We start from the raw sequence: 22939 nt of genomic DNA, 5'->3' as shown, positions 1-22939 counted from the left end.
GCAGCGTGCAAGCCCCTTCCCGCCGGGCCAGGCTCTCCCCTCCGGAAAGCGCCGGACGCGCTCGGCCCGAAAGGTTTCGGCGACAGACGAAAGGCCCCCACCTCGTTCAGGCGGGGGCCTTTCGCCGGGCCGTGCTAGAGGTACTGACCGGTGTTGTTGGCGTTGTCGATCGCCCGTCCGGTCTCCTGGTTCTTGCCGGTCACCAGGGTGCGGATGTAGACGATGCGCTCGCCCTTCTTGCCGGAGATCCGTGCCCAGTCGTCCGGGTTGGTCGTGTTGGGCAGGTCCTCGTTCTCGGCGAACTCGTCCACGATCGCGTCGAGCAGGTGCTGCACGCGCAGACCCGACTGCTGGTGGTCCAGCACCGACTTGATGGCGGACTTCTTCGCCCGGTCCACGATGTTCTGGATCATCGCGCCGGAGTTGAAGTCCCGGAAGTACAGGACCTCCTTGTCACCGTTGGCGTAGGTGACCTCCAGGAAGCGGTTCTCGTCGGACTCCTCGTACATCCGCTCCACCGTGTGCTGGACCATCGCGTCGATGCAGGCGCGCTTGTCCCCGGCGAACTCGGCGAGGTCGTCCTCGTGGATCGGCAGGTTGTCGGTCAGGTACTTGGAGAAGATGTCCGTGGCCGCCTCGGCGTCCGGCCGCTCGATCTTGATCTTCACGTCGAGCCTGCCTGGCCGCAGGATCGCCGGGTCGATCATGTCCTCGCGGTTGGAGGCGCCGATGACGATGACGTTCTCCAGGCCCTCGACACCGTCGATCTCGCTGAGCAGCTGCGGCACGATCGTCGTCTCGACGTCGGAGCTGACACCGCTGCCACGGGTCCGGAAGATCGAGTCCATCTCGTCGAAGAACACGATCACCGGGGTGCCCTCGGACGCCTTCTCCCGCGCCCGCTGGAAGATCAGGCGGATGTGCCGCTCGGTCTCCCCGACGAACTTGTTGAGCAGCTCCGGACCCTTGATGTTGAGGAAGTAGGACTTCGCCTGGTCGCTGTTGGTGTCGCCCCTGGCCGCCGCGACCTTCTTCGCGAGGGAGTTGGCGACCGCCTTGGCGATGAGCGTCTTTCCACAGCCGGGAGGTCCGTAGAGCAGAACACCCTTCGGCGGCCGCAGCTCGTACTCGCGGAACAGGTCCGCGTGCAGGAACGGCAGCTCGACGGCGTCGCGGATCTGTTCGATCTGCCGGAACAGGCCACCGATGTCCTCGTAGCGGACGTCGGGCACCTCCTCCAGCACCAGGTCCTCGACCTCGGCCTTGGGCACCCGCTCGTAGGCGTAGCCGGCCTTGCTGTCCACGAGCAGGGAGTCACCCGGCTTCAGCGGCGCGTCCAGCAGGGGGTGCGCCAGCAGGACGACCCGCTCCTCGTCGGCGTGCCCGACGACCAGCGCCCTGGTCGCGCCGTCCACGTCCGCCTCGGTGGTGAGCAGCTCCCGGAGGGTGCACACCTCCCCGATGCGCTCGAAGTCGCCGCCCTCGACGACCGTCAGCGCCTCGTTGAGGCGGACGGACTGCCCTTGCCGGAGGGTCTCGGACTCCACGGCGGGCGAGACCGCGACGCGCATGCGTCTTCCCGACGTGAACACGTCGACGGTGTTGTCGGGATGCCTGGCCAGGAACACGCCGTAGCCGCTGGGCGGCTGGGCGAGCCGGTCCACCTCCTCTCGCAGGGCGAGGAGCTGACCCCGGGCCTCCTTGAGCGTCTCCACGAGCTTGGTGTTGCGCTCGGTGAGCTGGCTCACCCGGTTGGACGCCTCGGCCAGCCGCTGCTCCAGCAGCCGGACGTGCCGTGGCGACTCGGTCAGTTTGCGGCGCAACAGCGCCACTTCATCCTCGAGAAATCGGATCTGCGCACTCAACTCGGCCGCGCTGCCGCTGCTCTTCCGCTCGCCGCCCTGCTCAGGGCGGCTGCCGGGATGGTCGTGCTGCATGTCGGCACCCTCCTCCCGCACTCGTGTGACCACGGTACCGGCGATCACCGACAACGGAGATGTCCGCCAGGCCACTTGGGCGTAACGAAGCTGATAAACGCCCGCTCGGCGGGATGAACTGCTCCATCTCGGTCACGGTGGGAACCAGGTACCCACTACCGTGCGTCCAGTAGCCGTTCTCCAGCGTCCGATCGGGCGTTTTCCAGACAGAGGCCTTCAGGAGACCCGATGTCGACACCGCCTTGGGAGGGTGGGCAGTCCGGGCAGTCGCCCGGCACCCCGTCCGAGCTGGGAAGTCACCAGCAGCAGGGATCGGTCGGCATGCGCTGGCAACACCAACAGCCCCAAGGGTTTCCCCCGATCGGACCGGGCGTAGTTGATCACGGAGCGCGACGTCCCGAACACGCACAACCCGTGCGGCGGACGTGGCCGTGGATCGCGGTCGGCGGCGCGCTTCTGGCCGCTGGAGTGGCAGTGACCTCGGTCTTCGTGCTCAATGGCTCCGAAAAGGACGATCCTCGGGTGGTCGCGGAGGCCTACGCCGCCGCACTGTCCAAGGCGGACGGCAGCGACAAGAAGCTGGTGTGCGCCAAGGACAGGACAGCCATGGAGGCGATGGAACAGGTGACGAAGGGCCTCGGCGAGCTGGCGAAGGGCCTCGGGCTCGGCGCGGGTTCCGGCCTGTTCACCCCGGAGAGCGCCACCGTGACCGCGGTGACGGCCGACGGGGACACCGGGACGGCGACGTTCCAGATGCGGGTCAGCGGCTCCTCCCGGCCGGTGACCGAGAAGTACGACCTCGTCATGGAGGACGGGGGCTGGCGGATCTGCGGTGTGACCAGGGGGCTCGGCCTGCTCGGCAACCTGGGCGGCCCGAGCGGTGACCGCTGATGTCCGGCAGTGAGCGACGAGTGAAACAGGAACGGTGATGACCTACCCACCCCAGCAGCCCTACGGCGGCCAGCCCGACCCCTACAACCAGGGCGGAGGGGGCCAGCAGCCCTACGGTCAGCAGCCGCCGAACACCGGTGGCTTCAACCAGCCGCAGGACCCCTACGGCCAGCAGCAGGGCGGATACCCGGGCGGACAGCAGCCCGGTGGCTACCCCGGCCAGCAGGGCGGATACCCGGGTCAGCCCGGCCAGCCCGGTCAGCCCGGCCAGCCGGGTCCCTACGGCTACCCGCCGCAGGGCCAGCCCGGCCCCGGAGGCCCGCAGGGTCCCTACGGCCCGCCGCCCGGCTACGACGGCTACGGCACCCCGCCCGGCGGCCCGAAGAAGCGCACCGGCCTGATCATCGGCATCGTCGTCGCGGTGGTCGTGCTGGTCGGCGGCGGCATCGGCGCGTACTTCCTGTTCTCCGGCAGCGACCCCAAGGCGGCCGCGGAGAGCTTCTTCCGGGCTTACGAGAAGCTGGACAACTCCGAGGACCCGACCGCCGAGATGACCCCGGCGGACTTCGAGGCCTTCACGTGCGCGGCGGACATGACCGCCCTGCGGACCCAGTACGACAAGGTGGTCGAGCGCAAGAAGACCCAGACGCCGAGCACGCGCACGACCAGCCCGCGCCCCAAGACCACCTACAAGTACGTGGTCAAGGAGGTCATCGGCGAAGGCGACACCGCGCGCAAGGTCAAGGTCGGCCAGGAGACCATCACCGAGGGCAAGGAGCCGAAGACCAGGGACCAGGACATCGACGTGATCATGGAGAACGGCGACTGGAAGGTGTGCGGCATCTTCAAGACCAGTTCGGGCTCCGGCGGTTCGTCCGGTAGCCAGGCGCCGTCCACCACGCGGCCGCGTCCGTCGTTCACCCTGCCGTCGATGCCGTCGCTCACCCTTCCGCCGATGCCGTCGCTCACCCTCCCGGTTCCCACCAGCTGACCCGGGTCGGTCACACACCACGAAGGGCGCTCCCGAGAGGGCGCCCTTCGTGGTGTCCGGGGTGGCTCAGCCCTTGCTGGGACGGCGCTGCGGCTTCGGCGCGGTCACGCCCTCGGCGAGCAACCGGGCGGTGAGCAGGAACGCGGTGTGCGCGACCATGCGGTGCTCGGGGCGGACCGCGAGCCCGACCGAGTGCCACGGGCGCATCAGCGTCTCCCAGGACTGCGGCTCGGTCCAGCAGGTCTGCTCGCGCAGCGCCTCGGTGATCCTGGACAGCTGCGTCGTGGTGGCCACGTAGACGGTGAGCACGCCGCCGGGCACCAGGTTCTCCCGGATCATCGGCAGCATGTCCCACGGGGCGAGCATGTCCAGCACCACGCGGTCCAGCTGCTCGCCGGAGTACTCGGCCGCGTCGCCGAGGTGCAGGTCCCAGTTGGCCGGGTGCTCGCCGAAGAAGCGCTGCACGTTGCGCTCGGCGTGCTCCAGGTGGTCCTCGCGCACCTCGTAGGAGGTGACCTGGCCCTTCTCCCCGACCGCGCGCAGCAGCGAGCAGGTCAGCGCACCTGACCCGGCCCCGGCCTCCAGCACCCGCGCGCCGGGGAAGATGTCGCCCCACATCACGATCTGCGCCGCGTCCTTGGGGTAGATCACCTGGGCGCCGCGCGGCATGGACAGCACGTAGTCCGCCAGCAGCGGCCGCAGCGCCAGGAACTGGGTGTTGCCGACCGAGGTGACCACGCTGCCCTCGGGCTTGCCGATCAGGTCGTCGTGGGCGATGGCGCCGCGGTGGGTGTGGTAGTCCTTGCCCGCCTCCAGCACCACGGTGTACTTGCGGCCCTTCGGGTCGGTGAGCTGGACCCGGTCGCCGGGCTGGAACGGGCCACTGGTCCTGCTCACTGCTGTCTACCTCCGGGAGGACGTGCGTGCTGTCGGCGCACGATCGTCGCAGACGCGTGCTCAGCGGCCGCGAGCGGAGCCCAGCGCGGCCAGCAGGTCCTCGCGGCGCAGCACCCCGCTCGGCCTGCCGTCCTCGTCAACGACGAGGAACTGCCACGCGGCGGTGGTGCGCACCCGCTCGGCGACCTCCTCACCGGAGTCGGCGGCGAGCAGCACGGTCTCGGCGGTGATCGGCTCGGCCGCCTGCTCGGCGGGGGTGTTCGGCTGGGCAGCGGCCAGCCGCTCCGCGACGGCGGTGTCCAGCAGCCCGACCGCGATCCCGTCGGCGCGCACCAGCACGACCCCCCGGCCCGCGGCCGCGGCGAGCGCGTCGGCGACCGGGCTCTCCGCGGGCAGCTGCAGCACCGGGCGCAGCAGCTCGGCCAGGGTGAGGCCGGGCGGCCAGCCGGTGCGGCGCTCGGCGGCGTACTCGGAGCTGGCGCCCATCACCACGAACACCGCCATCAGCACGCACACGCCCAGCCGCAGCCACTGGTCCGGCCCGCCGTCGACGAGGCCCCGCACGGCCCACCACACCAGCCCGGCGGCCACCAGGCCCGCGCCGATCACCGCGGCCCGCGTCCCGGCTCCCCGGTGCCCGGTGGCGCCCCAGACGGCGGCCCGCACGATCCGCCCACCGTCCAGCGGCAGGCCGGGCAGCAGGTTGAACAGCGCCACCGCGCCGTTGGCGATGGTGGCCTGGAGCAGCAGCACCCAGGCCACGGTCTCCGGCTCCGACAGCAGCAGGCCGAGGCCGAAGACCCCGGTCAGCAGCAGCGACACCACCGGCCCGGCCGCGGCGACGATCCCCTCGTGGCTGGGAGTCGAAGGGGTGCGCACCACCTCGGAGACACCGCCGAGCATCTGCAGCCGCACCCGGCGGACCGGAAGACCGAGGCGCAGCGCGGCGAAGCAGTGCCCGAGCTCGTGCAGCAGCACCGAGACCGCGAGCAGCACGGCGAAGACGGCGGCCAGCGACGCCGACACCCACAGCGGGCTGCCGGGCAGCAGCAGACCGACCAGCGGCGTGTAGAACAGCACCACCAGCACGGCGAAGAGCCACCAGGACGGCGCCAGCAGGACGGGGACACCGGACACCCGCGCCAGGAGCAGTCCGCCCCTGCCGCTGTTCGGTGCGCTCCAGCCTCCGGCGGTCGTCACGCGCAGCAGCCTAGGGGTCACGGTGTTGTGTTGCCGTGTTGGCGCGCGGTGGGGCTTGACCGGTCTTGTCGGTGGGCTGGCCTAGGGTGCCAGGCGTGGCGGAGATCGCGAACGACCCTCCAGTGACGGGTTCCGACGGCGCCTCCGGGGCTGCCCCGGACGAGCGCGGGTCCCTGCGGCCGGTCCGGCGGCCCGCGCTGTCGCCGTCGCGGGCCAGCGACTTCAAGCAGTGCCCGCTGCTGTACCGGTTCCGCGCGGTGGACCGGCTGCCGGAGAAGGCGACCAGGGCGCAGGTGCGCGGCACGGTGGTGCACTCCGTGCTGGAGCGGCTGTTCGGCATGCCCGCGGCGCAGCGGGTGCCCGGCACCGCGAAGGACCTGGTGGAGCCGTCGTGGGTGGACCTGCTCGCCGAGCGGCCCGAGCTGGCCGAGATGTTCTCCGGCGCGGACGACCCGGAGCTGGTCAGCTGGCTGGAGTCGGCGAAGTCCCTTGTGGACGGTTACTTCGTGCTGGAGGACCCGCGTCGCCTCGAACCCGAGGCGTGCGAGCAGCTGGTGGAGACCGAGCTGTCCTCCGGCGTGCTGCTGCGCGGCTACATCGACCGCATCGACGTCGCCCCGACCGGCGAGATCCGCGTCGTGGACTACAAGACCGGTGCGGCGCCCCGGGAAATCGGTGAGGCCAAGGCGCTGTTCCAGATGAAGTTCTACGCGTTGGTGCTGTGGCGGCTGCGCGGAGTGGTTCCGAGGCAATTGCTGCTGATGTATCTCTCCGACCGGCAGAACCTGGCCTACACCCCGGACGAGGGTGAGCTGGTCCGCTTCGAGCGAACTCTCGACGCGATCTGGCAGGCGATCCTGCGCGCGGGCCGCACCGGCGATTTCCGCCCCAATCCGGGCAAACTGTGCGACTACTGCGACCACAAAGCGCTCTGCCCGGCTTTCGGCGGCACACCCCCGGACTATCCGGGCTGGCCGGAGCCCGACGCGGGCACGGAGACACTGGCAGACCGGGCGGACTGACACGAACACCGATCACGTCCGTTCGCGCGAAAGTGCAGGCTTTCCCCTCGGTAGGCGGTATTCGGCGACATCAGTGCCAAGGTATCCATGAATGGCACGGAGAAGCCGTTAGCCAGGTGTCCCGGGGGAGGAAGACTATGAGCTCCGGAATCGATGTCTCACGGCATCAGGACGTGAACTGGTACGGCGTCCGCGACGCCGGGTACGAGTGGGCCTACATCAAGGCGACCGAGGGAATCGGTTATGTGGACCCGCGTTTCGACGCGCATGTGAACGCGGCGCGCTCGGTCGGCTTCACCATCGGCGGCTACCACTTCGCCCGCCCCGACACGAACCCGCCGGAGGCCGACGCCGAGCACTTCGCGACGGAGTTGAACGCGCGCGGGCTGGCCGGGGAGGGGAACCTGCCGCCCTGCCTGGACATCGAGCGGGACAACGGCGGCGACCTCGCGGAGTGGGTGCGGGTGTTCATCGCCGAGACGCGCCGGATCACCGGCCGGAACCAGATGGTGGTCTACGCGAGCACCAGCTGGTTCCAAGACAAGCTCAACCCGGACCACTGGCTCGACGACGACGTCCGGCTGTGGGTGGCGCACTACGGGCGGCCGCCGGGCCAGCCCGGCTACCTCACCGACAAGGTGTGCGCGCACCAGTACACCGACGAGGGCAGGCTGCCTGGCATCGACGGCTACGTCGACCTCAACCTGTGCATGGTCGAGCTCGACGACCTGAAGCGGTAGCGGCACAACGGGAGAAGGGACACTCCTATGTGGACGAAACTGTTCTGGCTCGGAACGCTTGAGCGCGCGATCAAGACCTTCGCGCAGGCGGCGGTCGCGGTGCTCGCGGCCAACTCCGTCGGCCTCCTGGACGCACCGTGGGGCGCGGCGGCCTCGGCGGCGGGCATGGCGGCGGTGCTGTCCGTGCTCACCTCCATCGGGTCGGCGACGGTGGGTGAGCACAACAGCCCCAGCCTGGTCAGGACCGCGCCAGCGGCGGGGGCGGCGGTGTTGTCGACGACGCCGCCCGACACCCGGACGCCCTCGCCGGGACCGATGACCTGAGTCAGGGAATGACGCCCCTGGAGTCCAGGGCGTCCTGGATCGCGGTGCGCAGCCCGGCCGCCGCGGCGGCCGGGTCCAGGCGCGCGGGGTTGGCCAGCAGGGTGGAGATCATCGACGAGACCGTCTGGTAGGACGGCACCTTCGGGCGCGTGCTCGACTGGCGCAGGGTGCTCAGGATCGCGTCCTTCATCGGGACCGACTCCGCGATGCCCGGATCGTCGTAGACCGACTCCAGGGTCGGCGGGACGCCGCCCTCGACCGCTCCGATGCGCTGGTTCTCCTTGTTCCGCAAGCACAGCACGGCGTCGAAGGACTCGGCCGGGTACCGCGAGTAGCTGCTGACGGCGTAGTCGATGCCGCCGACGGTGACCCTCGCGGGATCCTCGGCGGAGATCCTCGGGTACGGCGCCCAGGTGAAGTGCGGGAACAGCTGCGGGTTCTGCGAGCGCATCGCCGGGTAGACGTAGGGCCAGTTGACCATGAAGGCGGACCGTCCGGCCTGCATGGCCAGCCGGCCCTCGTCCTCGGCGCTGCTCGCGAACGCCGGGTTGACCACCGGCGAGGCGGCGATCTCCTTCAGCTGCCGCAACGCTTCCATCGCTCCATCGTCCACTGTGGACTTCTGGCCGTCCGCGCTGACCAGGCTGCCGCCCGCGGAGTTCACCAGCGTGTTGACCAGCACGGTCAGCCCCTCGTAGGACTTGCCCTGCGCCTCCACGTAGTACGGCTTGCCCTGGCGCTTCAGCTCACCCGCCACGGCCAGCAGCTCCGTCCACGTCGCCGGCGGCTTTGACACCAGGTCGGAGCGGTACCACAGCAGCTGCACGTTGGTGTTGTCCGGCGCCCCGTAGAGCTTTCCCTTCCAGCGCGCGGTTTCCAGTGGGATCTCCAGCGTTCCGCGTTCGATCTCCTCACGCACCCCGGCGGGGACCTCCCTGATCCACCGAGCCTCGGCCATCTCCGCGACCCACGTGACGTCCAGCCCCATGATGTCGATGTCCTCGTCCTCGGCGGCGAGCCTGCGCACGAGCTGTTCGCGCTGACCGTCGGCCTCGCGGGGAAGCTTGCGGTAGACCAGTTTGTAGCGCCCGGCCGCCCGCTCGTTGCAGTTATCCACAATGGACTGGAAGTGTTCCTGCGGGTACTTGTAGACGGCGAGCGTGGGGATGGAGCCGACCGCGGGCGCGCAACTGGTGAGCGCGGTGGCGGCAAGTGCGAGTGCGGTGAGTCGAACAGCGGTGGAGGGCATCGTTGCTCCCGTTCTGCTTGTCAGCTCGACGGCGGCGCGGTGGTTCCTCTGACGATCAGCCTTACCGGCAACACGATTCGCTCCGGCCGGTCGGGACGGTGCCCGCTCACCTGCCGGAGCAGCAGGGACGCGGCGGTGCTGCCCTGCTCCGCGACGGGCTGCGCCACGGTCGTGAGGTCGAGCACCTCGGCCATCTCGTGGTCGTCGAACCCGACAACCGAGACGGCCCTGCCGGGTTCGAGAGCGTGTCGGCGCAACGACTTCATCGCCCCGACCGCCATCTCGTCGGAGATGGCGAACACGGCCGTGGGCGGCGACGGCCTCGACAGCAGTTCGGTCATCGCGCGCTCACCGCCCGCGAAGGTGAAGCCGCCCTCGGCCTCCAGCTCCGGACCGGAAGGCAAACCGTTGGCGCGCAACACTTCACGAAAGGCGGTGCGGCGTGTCCTCGGCGTGGTGAAGCGGAGCGGGTCGTCGTCGCCGGTGATCAGCCCGATCCGCTTGTGCCCGAGGTTGACCAGGTGCTGCGCTGCCAACCGCGCGCCCGCCTCGTCGTCGATGCCGACCGAGATCAGGCCCCGGGCGCGGTGCCCGACCAGGCCCACCGGCACGCCGAGCCCTTCGAGCAGGCCGACCTCTTCCGCCGTGACCGGCAGGGCGAGCACGAGCACGGCGTCGGCACGCCCGCGCAGCGGCAGCTTCGCGAAGAACCGCTCGCGCGCCCGCGCGTCGCAGATGGAGTAGAGCAGCACGTCGTAGCCGGCGGTGCGCAGGACCTCCTCCGCACCGCTGATCACCTTGCCGAAGAACCACCTGGTCACGTGCGGGACGACGATCGCGACGGTGTTCGTGCGGCCGGAGGCGAGGCTGGAGGCGGAGCGGGAGGCGGCGAAGTTCAGCTCGGCGGCGACCCGCCGCACGTGCTCCCTTGTCGCCTCGGCCACGTTCGGCAGGCCACGCAGGGCGCGGGAGACCGTGGCGGTGGAGACCCCGGCCCGCCTGGCGACGTCGTCGATGGTGGCCACGCCGGACACGCTAGACCGCGAGGCAACACCAATGCAAGCGCTTACATCATGTGATCGCACGACACTGACAACTACGGGATGGCGCTTTGGTCATGCTCGTGCAAGCGCTTACTGCCAACTCGACACGGGCTTCACCGGCGGTGCTTGTAGCGTGTGGACCGTGAGCCGCCGCGTCGTGACCTTGGTGTTGAGTGCGTTCCTGGCCGCGGGACTCGCCCTCGGTTCGACCACCCTGGTGGTGCCGTACGTGGCGCTCGGCCCCGGCGAGATCCGGGACACCCTCGGCACCGTGGACGGCAAGCCGGTCATCGACGTCGCCGGCGCCCAGACCTACCCCACCTCGGGCAGGCTGTTCATGCCGACCGTCTCGGTCACCGACGAGCTGACCCTCTTGGACGCGGCGCAGATGTGGCTCTCCCCGAGGTTCGCGCTCGCCCCGCGCGAGCAGATCTTCCCCGCCGACAAGACCTTCCAGCAGGTGCAGCAGGAGAACGCGCAGGCGTTCACCGGCTCGCAGTCGGTCGCGGAGGCGGCCGCGCGGACGTATCTGAAACCGCAGTCCCCGATCCGGGTCACGGTGAACATCAAGGACATCGGCGGACCCTCCGCCGGACTGGTGTTCGCACTGACCATTGTGGACAAACTGACTCCCGGCGACCTGCTCCACGGCATGTCCGTCGCGGGCACGGGCGAGATCAGCCAGGACGGCAAGGTCGGCTCGATCGGCGGCATCCGGATGAAGATGATCGCCGCCAAGGAGGTCGGCGCGACCGTCTTCCTCTCCCCCGCGGACAACTGCAAGGAGGCCACGCAGACCGTCCCGGACGGACTGCGGCTGGTGCGGGTCTCCACGCTGACCGAGGCGGTCGACGCGCTGACCGCGCTCGCCGCGGGCCGCGACGCTCCCGGCTGCTGACCGGCCCCTTGCCCTGAACCGCCACGAGCGCCTACCGTGCTGCCCGCCGGACATCCCACGTCCTATGTCTCGGGAGGGCCGCATGGCCGAGCTCAGCAGGCGCACGTTCGCGACGAGCCTCGCGGCCGCCTCCGCCCTGCCCCTCGTCCCGGGCACGGCGGCCGCCGGTCCGGCCACCTCCGAGTGGACGCGGCTGGCACCGGTGCCGCCGAACTCCACCGCCTGGCACCCGGCCGTCCCGGTCGGCGCGCCGTACTGGCGCCAGCTCGGACTCGCGGGGCCGATCGCCGGGGTCCACGCCGGGCACCTGATCGCAGCGGGTGGCGCCAACTTCCCCGAACCGGCCAAGACCTCGAACCGGGCGAACACCCTCGGCAAGGTCTACTGGAACGACGTGTTCGTCATGGACCCCGGCGGTTCCTGGTTACCGACCACGTTCACGCTGCCCAACAGCATCGCCTATGCGGCCTGCTTGAGCACCGCGCGCGGGGTGCTGGTGCTCGGCGGCGAAGGATTTCCCGGTGGCCCCAACGGTTCCGCGCTCGCTCCGGTGCAGAAGTTCGCCGACGTCTTCTACCTCCGCTTCGACCCGAGGCGCCGCATGATCGAGCAGGAGCGACTTCCCGCGCTGCCGCGCACGATGTCCTACGCAGTGGCCGGCATCGTCGACGACGTCGTGCACGTGGCAGAGGGCGCGGACTTCTACGCCCTCGACCTGGCCCACCCCGGTGGCGGCTGGCAGAGCCTGCCCGCGTGGCCGGGAGATCCCCGCTCGGTCGCAGTCGGAGCCGCCCACAGTGGACGGTTCTACCTGCTCAGCGGGCGTTCGCAGACCGCAGCGGGCTGGCAGTTCCACCGCGACGCCTACGCGTACACGCCCCGGCAGCGCTCCTGGCGGCGGATCGCCGACCTGCCGTGGTGCGTGACGGCGGGCCTGGCCTACCCCACCGGCGACGGGCTGCTCGTGCTCGGCGGCGACCGCGACCTGGCGCGGTGGAACCTGATCCAGGAGCAGACCGCGCTGCGCGACCGGGAGCCGAAGAACTCGCCGGGATGGCACGAGCACAACGACGTGATCACCTGGGTCTACGACCACCACACCGGGTTCACCACGGAGATGCTGCGCTACGACCCCGCGCGGGACTCGTGGCGCACGGCCGGGCACTTCCCCGGCCCGCCGCCCGCGACCACTCCGGCGGTGCTGTGGAACCAGCGCCCCGTCGTGGTCAGCGGCGAGATCAGGCCGGGGGTGCGAACCCCGGAGGTGCTGCGACTGTCCTGACCGTCCTGATCGGTCTCAGAGGCGGCAGGAGCGGATGTCGGAGACCAGGATCGCCTTGGCGCCCAAGGCGATCAGCCGGTCCATCACCAGGTTGGCCTCCTTGCGGGCGACCATGGCGCGCACCGCGACCCACTGCGGGTCGGCCAGCGGCGACATCGTCGGCGAGTCCAGCCCCGGGGTGATCTCCACGGCCGCGTCGAGCAGGTCCTGCGGGCAGTTGTAGTCCAGCATCATGTACTGCTGGGCGAACACCACGCCCTGCAGGCGCCCGGCGAGCTGGGACTTCTCCGGCGAGGCCGGGGAGTCCGCGCGCTCGATCAGCACCGCCTCGGAGCGGCAGATCTCCTCACCGAAGGCGGCGAGCCCGTGCTGGCGCAGCGTGCGACCGGAGCCCACCACGTCGGCGATGGCGTCGGCGACCCCGAGCTGGATGGAGATCTCCACCGCGCCGTCGAGCCGGATCACCTCGGCCGCCCTGACCCCGTGCCGGGCGAGGTCGTTGCGGACCAGGCGGGGGTAGGCGGTGGCGATCCGCCTGCCCTCCAGGTCGGTGACCTTCCACTCGCGCTCGCCGGGGCCCGCGTAGCGGAAGGTGGAGAAGCCGAAGCCCAGCGACAGCGCCTCGGCGACCGGAGCCCCGGACTCCTGCGCGAGGTCGCGGCCGGTGATGCCGAGGTCCAGCTCGCCGGAACCGACGTAGATGGCGATGTCCTTGGGGCGCAGGAAGAAGAACTCGACCTCGTTGACCGGGTCAAGCACGGTCAGGTCCCGCTGCTCATGCCGCTGCCGGTAACCCGCCTCGGTCAGCATCTCGGAGGCGGGGCCGGCCAGTGTGCCCTTGTTGGGCACAGCGACACGCAACATTGGTCTTCTCCCGGTGGGTCTAGAGGTAGCGGTAGACGTCGTCGAGGGTGAGGCCGCGGCCGATCATCAGCACCTGCAGGCGGTAGAGCAGCTGCGAGATCTCCTCGGCCAGCTGCTCGTCGGACTGGTACTCGGCGGCGATCCAGACCTCGCCCGCCTCCTCCAGCACCTTCTTGCCCTGCGCGTGCACACCGGCGTCGAGCGCGGCGACCGTTCCGGACCCCTCCGGTCTGGTGGCGGCCCGCTCGGCCAGCTCGGCGAACAACCCGTCGAACGTCTTCACGCCCTGAATCCTTTCATCCTGAAACCCGCGGGGGCCGCCCCGGGTGGTCGGCCTCACCCGGAGCGGCCCCCTTTCCGGTGACCCAGACGGCGCTGATGACCTCTTCGGCGGTCAGCGGGGCACTGGCTGCTGCCCTCGCCCATGTGGCCGACCAGGCGCTCTGGGGCCTGCTCGGAGCGGCTGGTTGTTCATGCTCGTGGGACGAGCCTGGCGGCACTCCTGGAGGCGCGGCACTTGATATTCTGGCCGACTGCCTTCAGGAAGGAACCACGACGATGTCCGCTCCCCTGACCGACGAAGAGATCCTGAAAGCCAACGTGGGCGGCGACCCCACGCACAACGCCACGATCACCCTGGCCGAGTACGACCCCGAGTGGCCGAAGCTCTACGAGCGCGAGGTGAGACGACTGCGTGAGGTGCTCGGCGACACCCTGGTGCTCGCGGAGCACACCGGCTCGACCTCGGTGCCGGGCCTGGCCGCGAAGCCGATCATCGACATGAGCGTCGCCGTGCGGGACTCCAGCGACGAGGCGAGCTACGTGCCGCGGCTGGAGGCGGCAGGCTACGTGCTGCGCGTCCGCGAGCCCGAATGGTTCGAGCACCGGCTGTTCAAGGGCCCCGACACCAACATCAACATGCACGTGTTCACCGAGGGCTGCCCGGAGATCGAGCGGATGACCCGCTTCCGTGACCACCTCCGGGCCAACGACGAGGACCGCGAGCTCTACGAGCGGGCCAAACGCGAGCTGGCGACCAGGACGTGGAAGTACGTCCAGAACTACGCCGACGCGAAGACCGAGGTCATCCAGGAGATCACGCGGCGCGCAGGCGGCTGACCAGGTCACCCGCCGCGGCCGGGCCGACGAGCAGCCACGGCGCTCCGTCGGCCCCGGCCTGCCGCACGCACAGGTACCGGCCGCCACCGGTGTCGAAGTAGTGCACGGCGGCCGAGGAGGTGCGGCGACGGCCGGTCCGGTCCCGAGTCGCGGAGACGAAGAACCCGGCACCGGTCCTCGGCTGCTCCAGCAGCTGACGACAACGCCGCACGTCGGCGTCCTCGGGATGCACGCGCACCAGCAGCGAGTCCTGCGCGACCGGCTTCTCGGGCACCGAGAACAACCCACCACGTCCTGGTGGCATGGGCGGCAGCGCGGAGACCAGTGCCTCGGCCGCCAGCGCGGCGGGAACCGTCTCCAGCGTGACCTGGTCCTGGGCGACCACCACGAGCAGCGCGGCCGTGCCGACCACGGCCACGTGCGCCGAACAGCTCCGGTCGACTCCGCCGAACCACCCGAAGTACTCCACGGGTGGCTTGCGCAGCAACGACATCGCCGCGGTCAGGTTGACGCCCAAGGGCTGGATCTCGCGCCACGCCCGGCGTTCCAGCTCGCGCCGCTCCTCCATGGTGGCGCCCGGCGAGGGCACGGTCGCCAGCGCGGGCGGTTTCTCCCCGAGCGCGTGGTGCTGCCACAACACGTCGAAAGCCAGCGCGGAGATCGTCACGCGCATCCGTCAGCACTCCTCGCCGATGACCGGAGGCGCGACCTTCTGCATGTCGTTGGTGAAGACGTCGTCGACCTCCACCAGCCACGACGGCCGCTGGTGCTCGTCGTCCTCGGTCTTGTTCGCCTGCCCACCCGCCATCGGCCCGGCCATGGGCATCCCAGGCTTCCCCGGCGCTCTCGCGACCGACGCGGCGCCGGTGACACCACGGCTGCTCTCCCCCACTCCGCCGCGTCCACCCTGACCGGCCCCGCTTCCGGGTGCCCCTCCGGTCCCGCTTCTTCCGCCGAGGCCACCGGCCCGGCCGCCCGCACCGCCGCCCGCACCCCCTCCGACGCCCGCGCCGCCGAAGCCTGGGCCGCCGACCGCTCCGGTGAACCCACCCTGCCCCGTGCCGCCTTGAGCGCCCGGCTCGGGCTGCCAGGGCAGCGGCCCGCCTTGTCCGCTCTGGCCGGGACGCGGCGGCTCGAATGCGGCGCTCTCCGACCGCCCGCCCTGCTCGCCGCCCTGCTCGCCGCCGTGCGCGCTGCCTTGTTCACTGCCTTGTTCGCTGCCACCGTGGCCGACCACGCCGCCACCACGACCACCACCGCCACGCGGGTCACGGGGCTGGCCGATCGGCGGACCACCCGGATCACGCGGCGGTTGCTCGGCGGGCTTCACGGCACCATCGACCCCGTCGGGCGCACCGAACTGCGGCAAGGTCTGAACCGCGGTGTTGGTGTTGCTCCCGTAGCCCTCGACAACGCGAATGTTGTGCACCTGGTTCGCCTGCCAGCGCTGCATCTCCTTGACGAAGTCAGCGGCACCGGAGCCCATGAACCCGAAACTGACATTCTTCGGGTCCGGAGTGGGCCGAGGCGGCTCCACCTCGTTCTTGGCACGCAGGTAGCCGTCCCGCATGGCGGTGATCTGCCCCTGGGCGTTGTCCGCCACCTGCTTGACCTGGTCGGCCCACGCGACCATCGGGCTGATCCCACCCCGTGCTGCGTCGGCGGCCTGCCCGGTCCACACCGCTCGCGACTCCTCGATCCCCTTCTTGAGGATCTCGTTGACCTTGTCGTGCTTGTCGATGATCTGTTTCAGCACCGCCTCGGCGGCCGAGTAGGTGGGCTGCGGCCCCCGGTGCTTGTGGAACCAGTTGTAGATCGTCTCCGCGTCCCAGCCCGCAGGCCGGGCCTCCCCCGCGACCACCCTGGTGAACACCGCTCACGCCCCCGCTTTCAGCGTCTCCAACACCCAGTTCGCCACCCGGTCCGACGCCCTGCACGGCTCTTCGTAGTCCGGGTGCAGCACACTCGCGTGGGCGGACACCCTGAAGGCCACCGACTTGGCGATTCCCACTGCGGTGAAGCAGCTTCCGAACGCAGTCGTCCGGCCAGCTGGCGGCTTCTTGATGTCGGTGTTGACCGCCGGATAGCCGCCGATCCGGGTCTCCGCGAAGTACCCGTCGTTCCGAGACATGTACGCGGAGTCCAGACCAGCAGAGTCGACCATCAACGTGACCGCGATCGTGGTGTCATTGGACTTGTCAGCGTGCCACGTGCATTCAGGTCCGATGATCTCCGTTGTCACCTTGCCGGGATCCGCCACGATACCGATCGTGGCCAGTTGTTCACGCCGCACAAGCTGACACGGTTCGGAAGTGAACCGCCCAAAGGACAGTGCGGGTTGAGTGATCGGAGGCGCGATTGCACTGTCGGCACTCCTGGTTTCTGGTGTCGCCTGTCCGGAGCTCGTCGGAGCACAGCCAGAAAGCGCCAATATTGCCAGCACGCACACCATTCGAAGACGCATCACACCCCCCGAGTGAACTTGCGACGGCTTCGTTCCTCATTGTCCCGATACACCCTCAGCGACGCCTCCAGCTTGTCGATAAGGACACTCAGTTGGTTGAGTGCGCGCTGATTCGCGTAACCATATCCGCCGGGCTCGTCCCCGAGCGTCCGCTGCACCGCCTCCGCTGCGGCAATGCTGAACGGGTCACCATTGGGCTTAGGCACATACCTGAGGTCCTCACGACGCTTGCCGACCTCCTGAAGCTCGCTGCGTGCGTCCTTCAGGGCCTGGATCAAGCGCGGCGCGCGCTCGGGGTCGACGGTGTAACCGCCTCCCGCGGGCGCGCTACCGATGCTGACCTGCGGTATCTCCGCAACCTCGTATTCCGACGCGCCCTGCCCAGAACCCGACCCCGCCATTCCCCACCCCCGCTTTGCGCTCCCCGCAACCCACAGAATCACACCAGGACAGAAGCGGCCAATCACGGAGGACGGAACAGTCAGCAGATCCCTGCGGCCCATTCCGGCTCGAGCTCTCACCGCGTCTGGCAGTGACCTGCTTCGGCAGGGTCTCGGGAACCGAGTACGTCAGCGCAACTAGGCGGAGATCGTCTCCGCTTCCCAGCCCGTGGACGACGCCTCCCTCGACACCAAGGTGGGCACCGGTCACGCCCCCGCTTTCAGCGTCTCCAACACCCAGTTCGCCACCCGGTCCGACGCCCTGCACGGCTCTTCGTAGTCCGGGTTCGGCTTGTACGCGTGCGCCGTCACCCTGAACGCCACCGACTTCGCGATCGCCACAGCCGTGGAGCAGTCACCGAACGGCGTCGTGCGACCGACTGGCTTCTTGTTGTCGGTGTTCACCGCTGGGTAGTTCCCGATCCGCGTCTCCGCGAAGTAGCCCTCAGCTCGGGTCATGTACACCGAGTCGAGGCCAGCGGAGTTGGTCATCAGGATCACGGCGATACCGGTGTCGGTGGTCTTGTCGGCTTCCCACGAGCATTCGGGTCCGATGACTTCCGTAGTCGCCTTACCTGGGTCCGCGATGATCCCGATCGTGGCCAACTGCTCACGTGACACGAGCTGACAAGGGTCAGAGATGAATCGACCAAAGGTGAGTGCGGGCTGTGTGATTTCCGGAGGAGTCGTACTGTCAGCGCTTCCGGTTTCCGGCGGCGCTTGTTCCACACCGACAGAACTGCATCCCGACACCACAACCGTTGCCAGCGCGCAGCACAGCAGCCAGCGACGCATCACACCCCCCGCGTGAAGTTGCGACGACTACGTTCCTCGTTGTCCCGGTACACCTTCAGCGACGCCTCCAACTTGTCGATCAGCGCGGTCAACTGGTCACGCGCCGACCGGTTCGCGTATTCGTATCCACCGGGCTCGTTGCCCAGCATCCGTCGCACGGCATCGGCTGCGGCGATGCTGAAGGGATCACCGTCAGGCTTAGGTATGTACCTAAGATCCTCGTGACGGTCACGCAGTTCGCCGAGCATGCTGCGCGCGTCCTTCAGGGCCTGGATCAAGCGCGGCGCGCGCTCGGGGTCGACTGTGTAACCGCCTCCCGCGGGCGCGCTACCGATGTTGACCTGCGGTATCTCCGCAACCTCGTATTCCGACGCGCCCTGCCCAGAGCCTGACCCCGCCATTCCCCCACCCCCGCTTTGCGTCCCCGCAACCCACAGAATCACACGAGGACAGCAGGGGCGAATCGCGTCAGCGGGACAGAACCGCCGACAACACGGAGATGTCCACTTCCACGAGGGATTCGCGGAAGACGCGGCGCTCTCCCGGCTCTACGGGCACGTCGCACGGGACGACGAGCACGGTCGCGCCCGCCGCGACTCCGGCGGCCACGCCCGTCGGGGAGTCCTCCACGACCACGCAGCGGGTGATGTCCACACCGAGGCGGGTCGCCGCCGTCAGGTACGGCTCCGGGTTCGGCTTGGGGTCGGTGACCTCGTCGCCGCAGATCGTGATGTCGAAGTGCTCGCGGCCGATGGACTCCAGGGCGAGTTCGGTGAGTTCGCGCACCGTGGAGGTGACCAGCGCGGTGGGCACCCCGCTGTCGCGGACCGCGCGCAGCGCCTCCGGAGCGCCCGGGCGCCAGGGCAGGCCCGCCGTGAACAGCTCGCCCGTGCGCGCCGTCAGCCACCGGCCCGCGTCGGCCAGCGCCTCCGGTTCCGGGGGCAGGCCGACCTCGGCGAAGAGCAGCCGGAGGGTGCGCTCCTGGTTGGAGCCGACCATGGCCGCCCTGGTGGCTTCCGACAACCGGCCGCCGAGGCGGACCGCGAGCTCGGCCAGGGGGATGTCCCAGATCTTCTCCGAGTCCACCAGCGTGCCGTCCATGTCCCACAGCACGGCCGCCGGGCCGTCCACAGTGGACGGTCGGTTCACGGTGATCTCCTTACGCGTTGAAGTACTTCGCCTCGCGGTGGTGCAGGACGAAGGCGTCGGTGGACTGCTCGGGGTGCAGCTGGAGCTCCTCGGAGAGCTCCACACCGATCCGGCCCGGCTCCAGCAGGTCCACCAGCTTCCTGCGGTCCTCCAGGTTCGGGCAGGCGCCGTACCCCAGCGAGTAGCGGGCCCCCCGGTAGCCGAGCTTGAAGAAGTCCTCGACGTTCTCGGGGTCCTCACCGGCAACGGTGCCGCCGTCCGGCCAGACCAGCTCCTCGCGGATGCGCTTGTGCCAGTACTCCGCGAGCGCCTCGGTCAGCTGCACGCCGAGGCCGTGCACCTCCAGGTAGTCCCGGTAGGCGTCCTTGGCGAACAGCTCGTTGGCGAAGTCCGCGATCGGCTGGCCCATGGTGACCAGGTGGAACGGCATCACGTCCACCTCGCCTGCCTGGAGGGCCAGGTCGCGGGGGCGGAAGAAGTCGGCGATGCACAGCCTGCGGTCCCGGCGCTGGCGCGGGAACTCGAAGGTGTGCCGCACCGGGGCGTCCGGGCGGGGCTCGGTCAGGACGTGCACGGCGTTGCCCTCGGCGACCACCGGGAAGTAGCCGTAGACCACCGCGGCGTGCTGGAGGATGTTCTCCGTGGCCAGCCGCTCCAGCCAGTAGCGCAGGCGCGGGCGGCCCTCCGTCTCCACCAGCTCCTCGTAGCTGGGTCCCTCGCCGCCGCGGCTGCCGCGCAGGCCCCACTGACCGAGGAAGGTCGCGCGCTCGTCCAGCAGCGCCGCGTAGTCGGCCAGCGGGACACCCTTGATTACGCGGGTGCCCCAGAACGGCGGCGTCGGCAGCGGCAGGTCGACGGCCACGTCCGATCTCAGCGCTGTGCGGCCGTCCGCTGGGTCTTCCTCGGTCTCGGCGGCCTTGGCCCTGCGCTCCTCGGCGATGCGGCGGGAGCGCTCGTGGCGGGCCTTGCGCTCGGCCGCCTTGGCCCGCTCCTCCGGCGAGAGCGTGGGCTCGCCGCCACCGCGCTTGGTCGCCATGATCGAGTCCATCAGCCGCAGGCCCTCGAAGGCGTCCCTGGCGTAGCGGACCTCGCCCTCGTAGATCTCCGCGAGGTCGTTCTCCACGTAGGACCGGGTCAGCGCGGCGCCGCCGAGCATCACCGGCCACCGCCGCGCCACCCCGCGGGAGTTCATCTCCTGCAGGTTCTCCTTCATGATCACGGTGGACTTCACCAGCAGGCCGGACATGCCGATCACGTCGGCGCTGTGCTCGGCGGCGGCGTCCAGGATCGTGCTGATCGGCTGCTTGATGCCGATGTTGACCACGTCGTAGCCGTTGTTGGACAGGATGATGTCCACCAGGTTCTTGCCGATGTCGTGCACGTCGCCCTTGACGGTCGCCAGCAGCAGCTTGCCCTTGCCGTCGTCGTCGGTGCGCTCCATGTGCGGCTCCAGGTAGGCCACCGACGTCTTCATCACCTCGGCGGACTGGAGCACGAACGGCAGCTGCATCTGCCCGGAGCCGAACAGCTCACCGACGGTCTTCATGCCGCCGAGCAGCGTGTCGTTGATGATCTGCAACGCGGGCCGCTGTTCCAGTGCCGCGTCGAGGTCGGCTTCGAGGCCCTTGCGCTCGCCGTCGACGATGCGCCGCTCCAGCCGCTCGAACAGCGGCAGCGCGGCCAGCTCCTCGGCGCGGGATGCCTTGGCCGATGACGCGCTGACGCCCTCGAAGAGCTCCATGAAGCGCTGCAACGGGTCGTAGCCCTCGCGGCGGCGGTCGTAGACCAGGTCGAGCGCGACCGCGCGCTGCTCGTCGGGGATGCGCGCCATCGGCAGGATCTTCGAGGAGTGCGCGATCGCGGTGGTCAGGCCCGCCTGCACGCACTCGTGCAGGAACACGGAGTTGAGCACCTGGCGGGCGGCCGGGTTGAGGCCGAAGGAGATGTTGGACAGGCCGAGGGTGGTCTGCACCTCGGGGAAGCGGCGGTTGAGCTCGCGGATGGCCTCGATGGTCTCGACGCCGTCGCGGCGGACCTCCTCCTGGCCGGTGGAGATCGGGAAGGTCAGCGTGTCGACCACGATGTCGCTGACGCGCATGCCCCAGTTGGTGGTCAGGTCCTCGATCAGCCTGGTGGCGACGCGGACCTTCCACTCGGCGGTGCGGGCCTGGCCCTCCTCGTCGATGCACAGCGCGACCACGGACGCGCCGTGCTCCTTGACGTGGCGCATGATCCGCTGGAACCGCGAGTCGGGGCCGGCGCCGTCCTCGTGGTTGACCGAGTTGACGATGCAGCGGCCGCCGAGCCGCTCCAGGCCCGCGCGCAGCACCTCCGGCTCGGTGGAGTCGAGCATGATCGGCAACGTCGACGCGGTGGCCAGCCGCCCGGCCAGCTCGGACATGTCCTCGGTGCCGTCGCGGCCGACGTAGTCGACGCAGAGGTCGAGCATGTGCGCGCCGTCGCGGGTCTGGCCGCGCGCGATCTCCACGCAGTCGTCGAAGCGGCCTGCCAGCATCGCCTCGCGGAAGGCCTTGGAGCCGTTGGCGTTGGTGCGCTCGCCGATCATCAGCACCGACGAGTCCTGCTGGAACGGGACGGCCTGGTAGACCGAGGACGCGCCCGGTTCCGGCCGCGGCCTGCGCTCGGCGGGCGTGAGCCCCTTCGCGGCCTCGGCGACCGCGCGGATGTGCTCCGGCGTGGTGCCGCAACAGCCGCCGAGCAGGCGGACGCCGAACTCGGTCGCGAAGCCCGCAAGGGCCTCGGCGAGCTCGTCCGCGCCGAGCGGGTAGACCGCGCCGTCCGGGCCGAGCTGCGGCAGGCCCGCGTTGGGCATCACCGACAGCGGCACCCTGGAGTGCTTGGACAGCTGGCGCAGGTGCTCGCTCATCTCGGCGGGACCGGTGGCGCAGTTCAGGCCGATCAGGTCGATGCCCAGCGGTTCGAGCGCGTTGAGCGCGGCGCCGATCTCGCTGCCGACCAGCATCGTGCCGGTGGTCTCCACGGTGACGTGGGCGATGACCGGGACGGCCCTGCCCTCCTCGGCCATGGCGCGCTTGCAGCCGATGATCGCGGCCTTGGTCTGCAGCAGGTCCTGGCAGGTCTCCACCAGCATCACGTCGACGCCGCCGACCAGCATGCCCTTGGCCTGCCCCTGGTAGGCGTCGCGGAGCTTGGCGAAGCGCACGTGGCCCAGGGTGGGCAGCTTGGTGCCGGGGCCGATCGAGCCGAGCACGAACCGGGGCCGGTCGGCGGTGCCGAACTCGTCGGCCACCTCGCGGGCGATCCTGGCGCCCGCCTCGGCCAGCTCGAAGATCCGCTCCGGGCAGTCGTACTCGGCGAGGTTGGCCCAGTTCGCGCCGAAGGTGTTGGTCTCGACCGCGTCGGCGCCCGCCTCGAAGTAGGCGCGGTGCACCGAGGCGACGACCTCGGGCCGGGTGACGTTGAGGACCTCGTTGCAGCCTTCCAGTCCCTGGAAGTCGTCCAGCGACAGCGGCCACGCCTGCAGCATCGTTCCCATCGCACCGTCGGCAACCAGAATTCGCTGGTCGAGGACGTCTAGCAGCGGCGATGTGACGCGGTCAGCCATACGGCCCAGCGTAGTGGGAGCCTCCGGGCGCGGCCCACGACGGCGACG

General features: G+C 69.9%; 23 protein-coding genes. 8 read left to right on the top strand and 15 right to left on the bottom strand.

Going from position 1 to position 22939, the window contains the following annotated elements; translation table 11 throughout:
* Positions 1-134: 134 nt before the first annotated feature.
* Positions 135-1937: a proteasome ATPase gene (gene arc / locus ACFFQA_RS05850; RefSeq protein ID WP_377850596.1), complete on the bottom strand. Its 1803-nt coding sequence runs from the start codon at positions 1935-1937 to the stop codon at positions 135-137.
* A 414-nt stretch (positions 1938-2351) separates the two neighbouring features.
* Between arc and ACFFQA_RS05845 the strand changes: the two genes are divergently transcribed.
* Positions 2352-2828 carry a hypothetical protein gene (locus tag ACFFQA_RS05845; protein WP_377850595.1) on the top strand — a complete coding sequence of 159 codons (477 nt, stop codon included), beginning with the start codon at positions 2352-2354 and terminating at the stop codon, positions 2826-2828.
* A gap of 37 nt (positions 2829-2865) precedes the next feature.
* A complete protein-coding gene (locus ACFFQA_RS05840; protein ID WP_377850594.1) occupies positions 2866-3819 on the top strand; it encodes an Rv0361 family membrane protein in 954 nt (317 codons plus the stop codon).
* A gap of 66 nt (positions 3820-3885) precedes the next feature.
* Here ACFFQA_RS05840 and ACFFQA_RS05835 read toward each other — a convergent pair whose 3' ends face one another.
* Entirely contained in the window at positions 3886-4716 is an 831-nt protein-coding gene (locus ACFFQA_RS05835; protein WP_377850593.1) for a tRNA (adenine-N1)-methyltransferase, read from the bottom strand.
* A 60-nt stretch (positions 4717-4776) separates the two neighbouring features.
* Entirely contained in the window at positions 4777-5916 is a 1140-nt protein-coding gene (locus tag ACFFQA_RS05830; RefSeq protein ID WP_377850592.1) for a site-2 protease family protein, read from the bottom strand.
* Between the two features lie 122 nt (positions 5917-6038).
* Between ACFFQA_RS05830 and ACFFQA_RS05825 the strand changes: the two genes are divergently transcribed.
* The 3 genes from ACFFQA_RS05825 to ACFFQA_RS05815 all read left to right on the top strand — a co-directional run bounded on the left by ACFFQA_RS05825 (position 6039) and on the right by ACFFQA_RS05815 (position 8002).
* The gene (locus ACFFQA_RS05825) at positions 6039-6938 is read left to right on the top strand and encodes a RecB family exonuclease (RefSeq protein ID WP_446681671.1); all 900 of its coding nucleotides are present in this window, start codon (positions 6039-6041) and stop codon (positions 6936-6938) included.
* Between the two features lie 137 nt (positions 6939-7075).
* Positions 7076-7678, top strand: coding sequence for a glycoside hydrolase family 25 protein (locus ACFFQA_RS05820; RefSeq protein ID WP_377850591.1), 603 nt, complete (start codon positions 7076-7078; stop codon positions 7676-7678).
* A 27-nt stretch (positions 7679-7705) separates the two neighbouring features.
* Complete coding sequence (locus ACFFQA_RS05815; RefSeq protein ID WP_377850590.1) at positions 7706-8002, top strand: holin; 297 nt, start codon at positions 7706-7708, stop codon at positions 8000-8002.
* A 1-nt stretch (position 8003) separates the two neighbouring features.
* On the opposite strand, the gene ACFFQA_RS05810 is transcribed toward ACFFQA_RS05815, so the two are convergent.
* Both ACFFQA_RS05810 and ACFFQA_RS05805 read right to left on the bottom strand, forming a co-directional pair.
* The gene (locus ACFFQA_RS05810) at positions 8004-9251 is read right to left on the bottom strand and encodes an ABC transporter substrate-binding protein (protein WP_377850589.1); all 1248 of its coding nucleotides are present in this window, start codon (positions 9249-9251) and stop codon (positions 8004-8006) included.
* A 20-nt stretch (positions 9252-9271) separates the two neighbouring features.
* Entirely contained in the window at positions 9272-10276 is a 1005-nt protein-coding gene (locus tag ACFFQA_RS05805) for a LacI family DNA-binding transcriptional regulator (RefSeq protein WP_377850588.1), read from the bottom strand.
* A 160-nt stretch (positions 10277-10436) separates the two neighbouring features.
* Here ACFFQA_RS05805 and ACFFQA_RS05800 point away from each other — a divergent pair, with 160 nt between their 5' ends.
* The gene (locus ACFFQA_RS05800) at positions 10437-11192 is read left to right on the top strand and encodes a YlbL family protein (protein WP_377850587.1); all 756 of its coding nucleotides are present in this window, start codon (positions 10437-10439) and stop codon (positions 11190-11192) included.
* A gap of 82 nt (positions 11193-11274) precedes the next feature.
* A complete protein-coding gene (locus ACFFQA_RS05795; RefSeq protein WP_377850586.1) occupies positions 11275-12474 on the top strand; it encodes a galactose oxidase in 1200 nt (399 codons plus the stop codon).
* Between the two features lie 15 nt (positions 12475-12489).
* Here the strand turns inward: ACFFQA_RS05795 and hisG are convergent, their stop codons facing one another.
* Together hisG and ACFFQA_RS05785 are read right to left on the bottom strand one after the other, a co-directional pair.
* Positions 12490-13338, bottom strand: coding sequence for an ATP phosphoribosyltransferase (gene hisG, locus ACFFQA_RS05790; RefSeq protein ID WP_377850585.1), 849 nt, complete (start codon positions 13336-13338; stop codon positions 12490-12492).
* A 19-nt stretch (positions 13339-13357) separates the two neighbouring features.
* Positions 13358-13621 (bottom strand): phosphoribosyl-ATP diphosphatase, encoded by a 264-nt coding sequence (locus ACFFQA_RS05785; RefSeq protein WP_377850584.1) that lies wholly within the window; start codon positions 13619-13621, stop codon positions 13358-13360.
* 275 nt (positions 13622-13896) lie between these two features.
* Between ACFFQA_RS05785 and ACFFQA_RS05780 the strand changes: the two genes are divergently transcribed.
* Complete coding sequence (locus ACFFQA_RS05780) at positions 13897-14457, top strand: GrpB family protein (protein ID WP_377850583.1); 561 nt, start codon at positions 13897-13899, stop codon at positions 14455-14457.
* On the opposite strand, the gene ACFFQA_RS05775 is transcribed toward ACFFQA_RS05780, so the two are convergent.
* From ACFFQA_RS05775 to metH, 8 genes are all read right to left on the bottom strand, one after another.
* Complete coding sequence (locus ACFFQA_RS05775) at positions 14435-15130, bottom strand: ESX secretion-associated protein EspG (RefSeq protein WP_377850582.1); 696 nt, start codon at positions 15128-15130, stop codon at positions 14435-14437. The genes ACFFQA_RS05780 and ACFFQA_RS05775 overlap by 23 nt on opposite strands.
* 3 nt (positions 15131-15133) lie before the next feature.
* Positions 15134-16330 (bottom strand): hypothetical protein, encoded by a 1197-nt coding sequence (locus tag ACFFQA_RS05770; protein ID WP_377850581.1) that lies wholly within the window; start codon positions 16328-16330, stop codon positions 15134-15136.
* 3 nt (positions 16331-16333) lie between these two features.
* Complete coding sequence (locus tag ACFFQA_RS05765) at positions 16334-16909, bottom strand: DUF3558 domain-containing protein (RefSeq protein ID WP_377850798.1); 576 nt, start codon at positions 16907-16909, stop codon at positions 16334-16336.
* Positions 16910-16920: 11 nt separating this feature from the next.
* Complete coding sequence (locus ACFFQA_RS05760) at positions 16921-17322, bottom strand: hypothetical protein (protein WP_377850580.1); 402 nt, start codon at positions 17320-17322, stop codon at positions 16921-16923.
* Between the two features lie 246 nt (positions 17323-17568).
* On the bottom strand, positions 17569-18156 hold the full coding sequence (locus ACFFQA_RS05755; protein WP_377850579.1) for a DUF3558 domain-containing protein: 588 nt from the start codon (positions 18154-18156) through the stop codon (positions 17569-17571).
* The gene (locus tag ACFFQA_RS05750; protein ID WP_377850578.1) at positions 18156-18557 is read right to left on the bottom strand and encodes a hypothetical protein; all 402 of its coding nucleotides are present in this window, start codon (positions 18555-18557) and stop codon (positions 18156-18158) included. The genes ACFFQA_RS05755 and ACFFQA_RS05750 overlap by 1 nt, the downstream gene beginning before the upstream one ends.
* Positions 18558-18624: 67 nt before the next feature.
* Positions 18625-19305: an HAD family hydrolase gene (locus ACFFQA_RS05745; protein WP_377850577.1), complete on the bottom strand. Its 681-nt coding sequence runs from the start codon at positions 19303-19305 to the stop codon at positions 18625-18627.
* A gap of 10 nt (positions 19306-19315) precedes the next feature.
* Positions 19316-22891: a methionine synthase gene (gene metH, locus ACFFQA_RS05740; protein ID WP_377850576.1), complete on the bottom strand. Its 3576-nt coding sequence runs from the start codon at positions 22889-22891 to the stop codon at positions 19316-19318.
* Positions 22892-22939: the final 48 nt, after the last annotated feature.

The sequence above is a fragment of the Allokutzneria oryzae genome (genome assembly GCF_042429765.1).
In the GTDB taxonomy this organism is placed as follows: domain Bacteria; phylum Actinomycetota; class Actinomycetes; order Mycobacteriales; family Pseudonocardiaceae; genus Allokutzneria; species Allokutzneria oryzae.
This window is presented reverse-complemented; position numbering and strand designations above follow the sequence as displayed.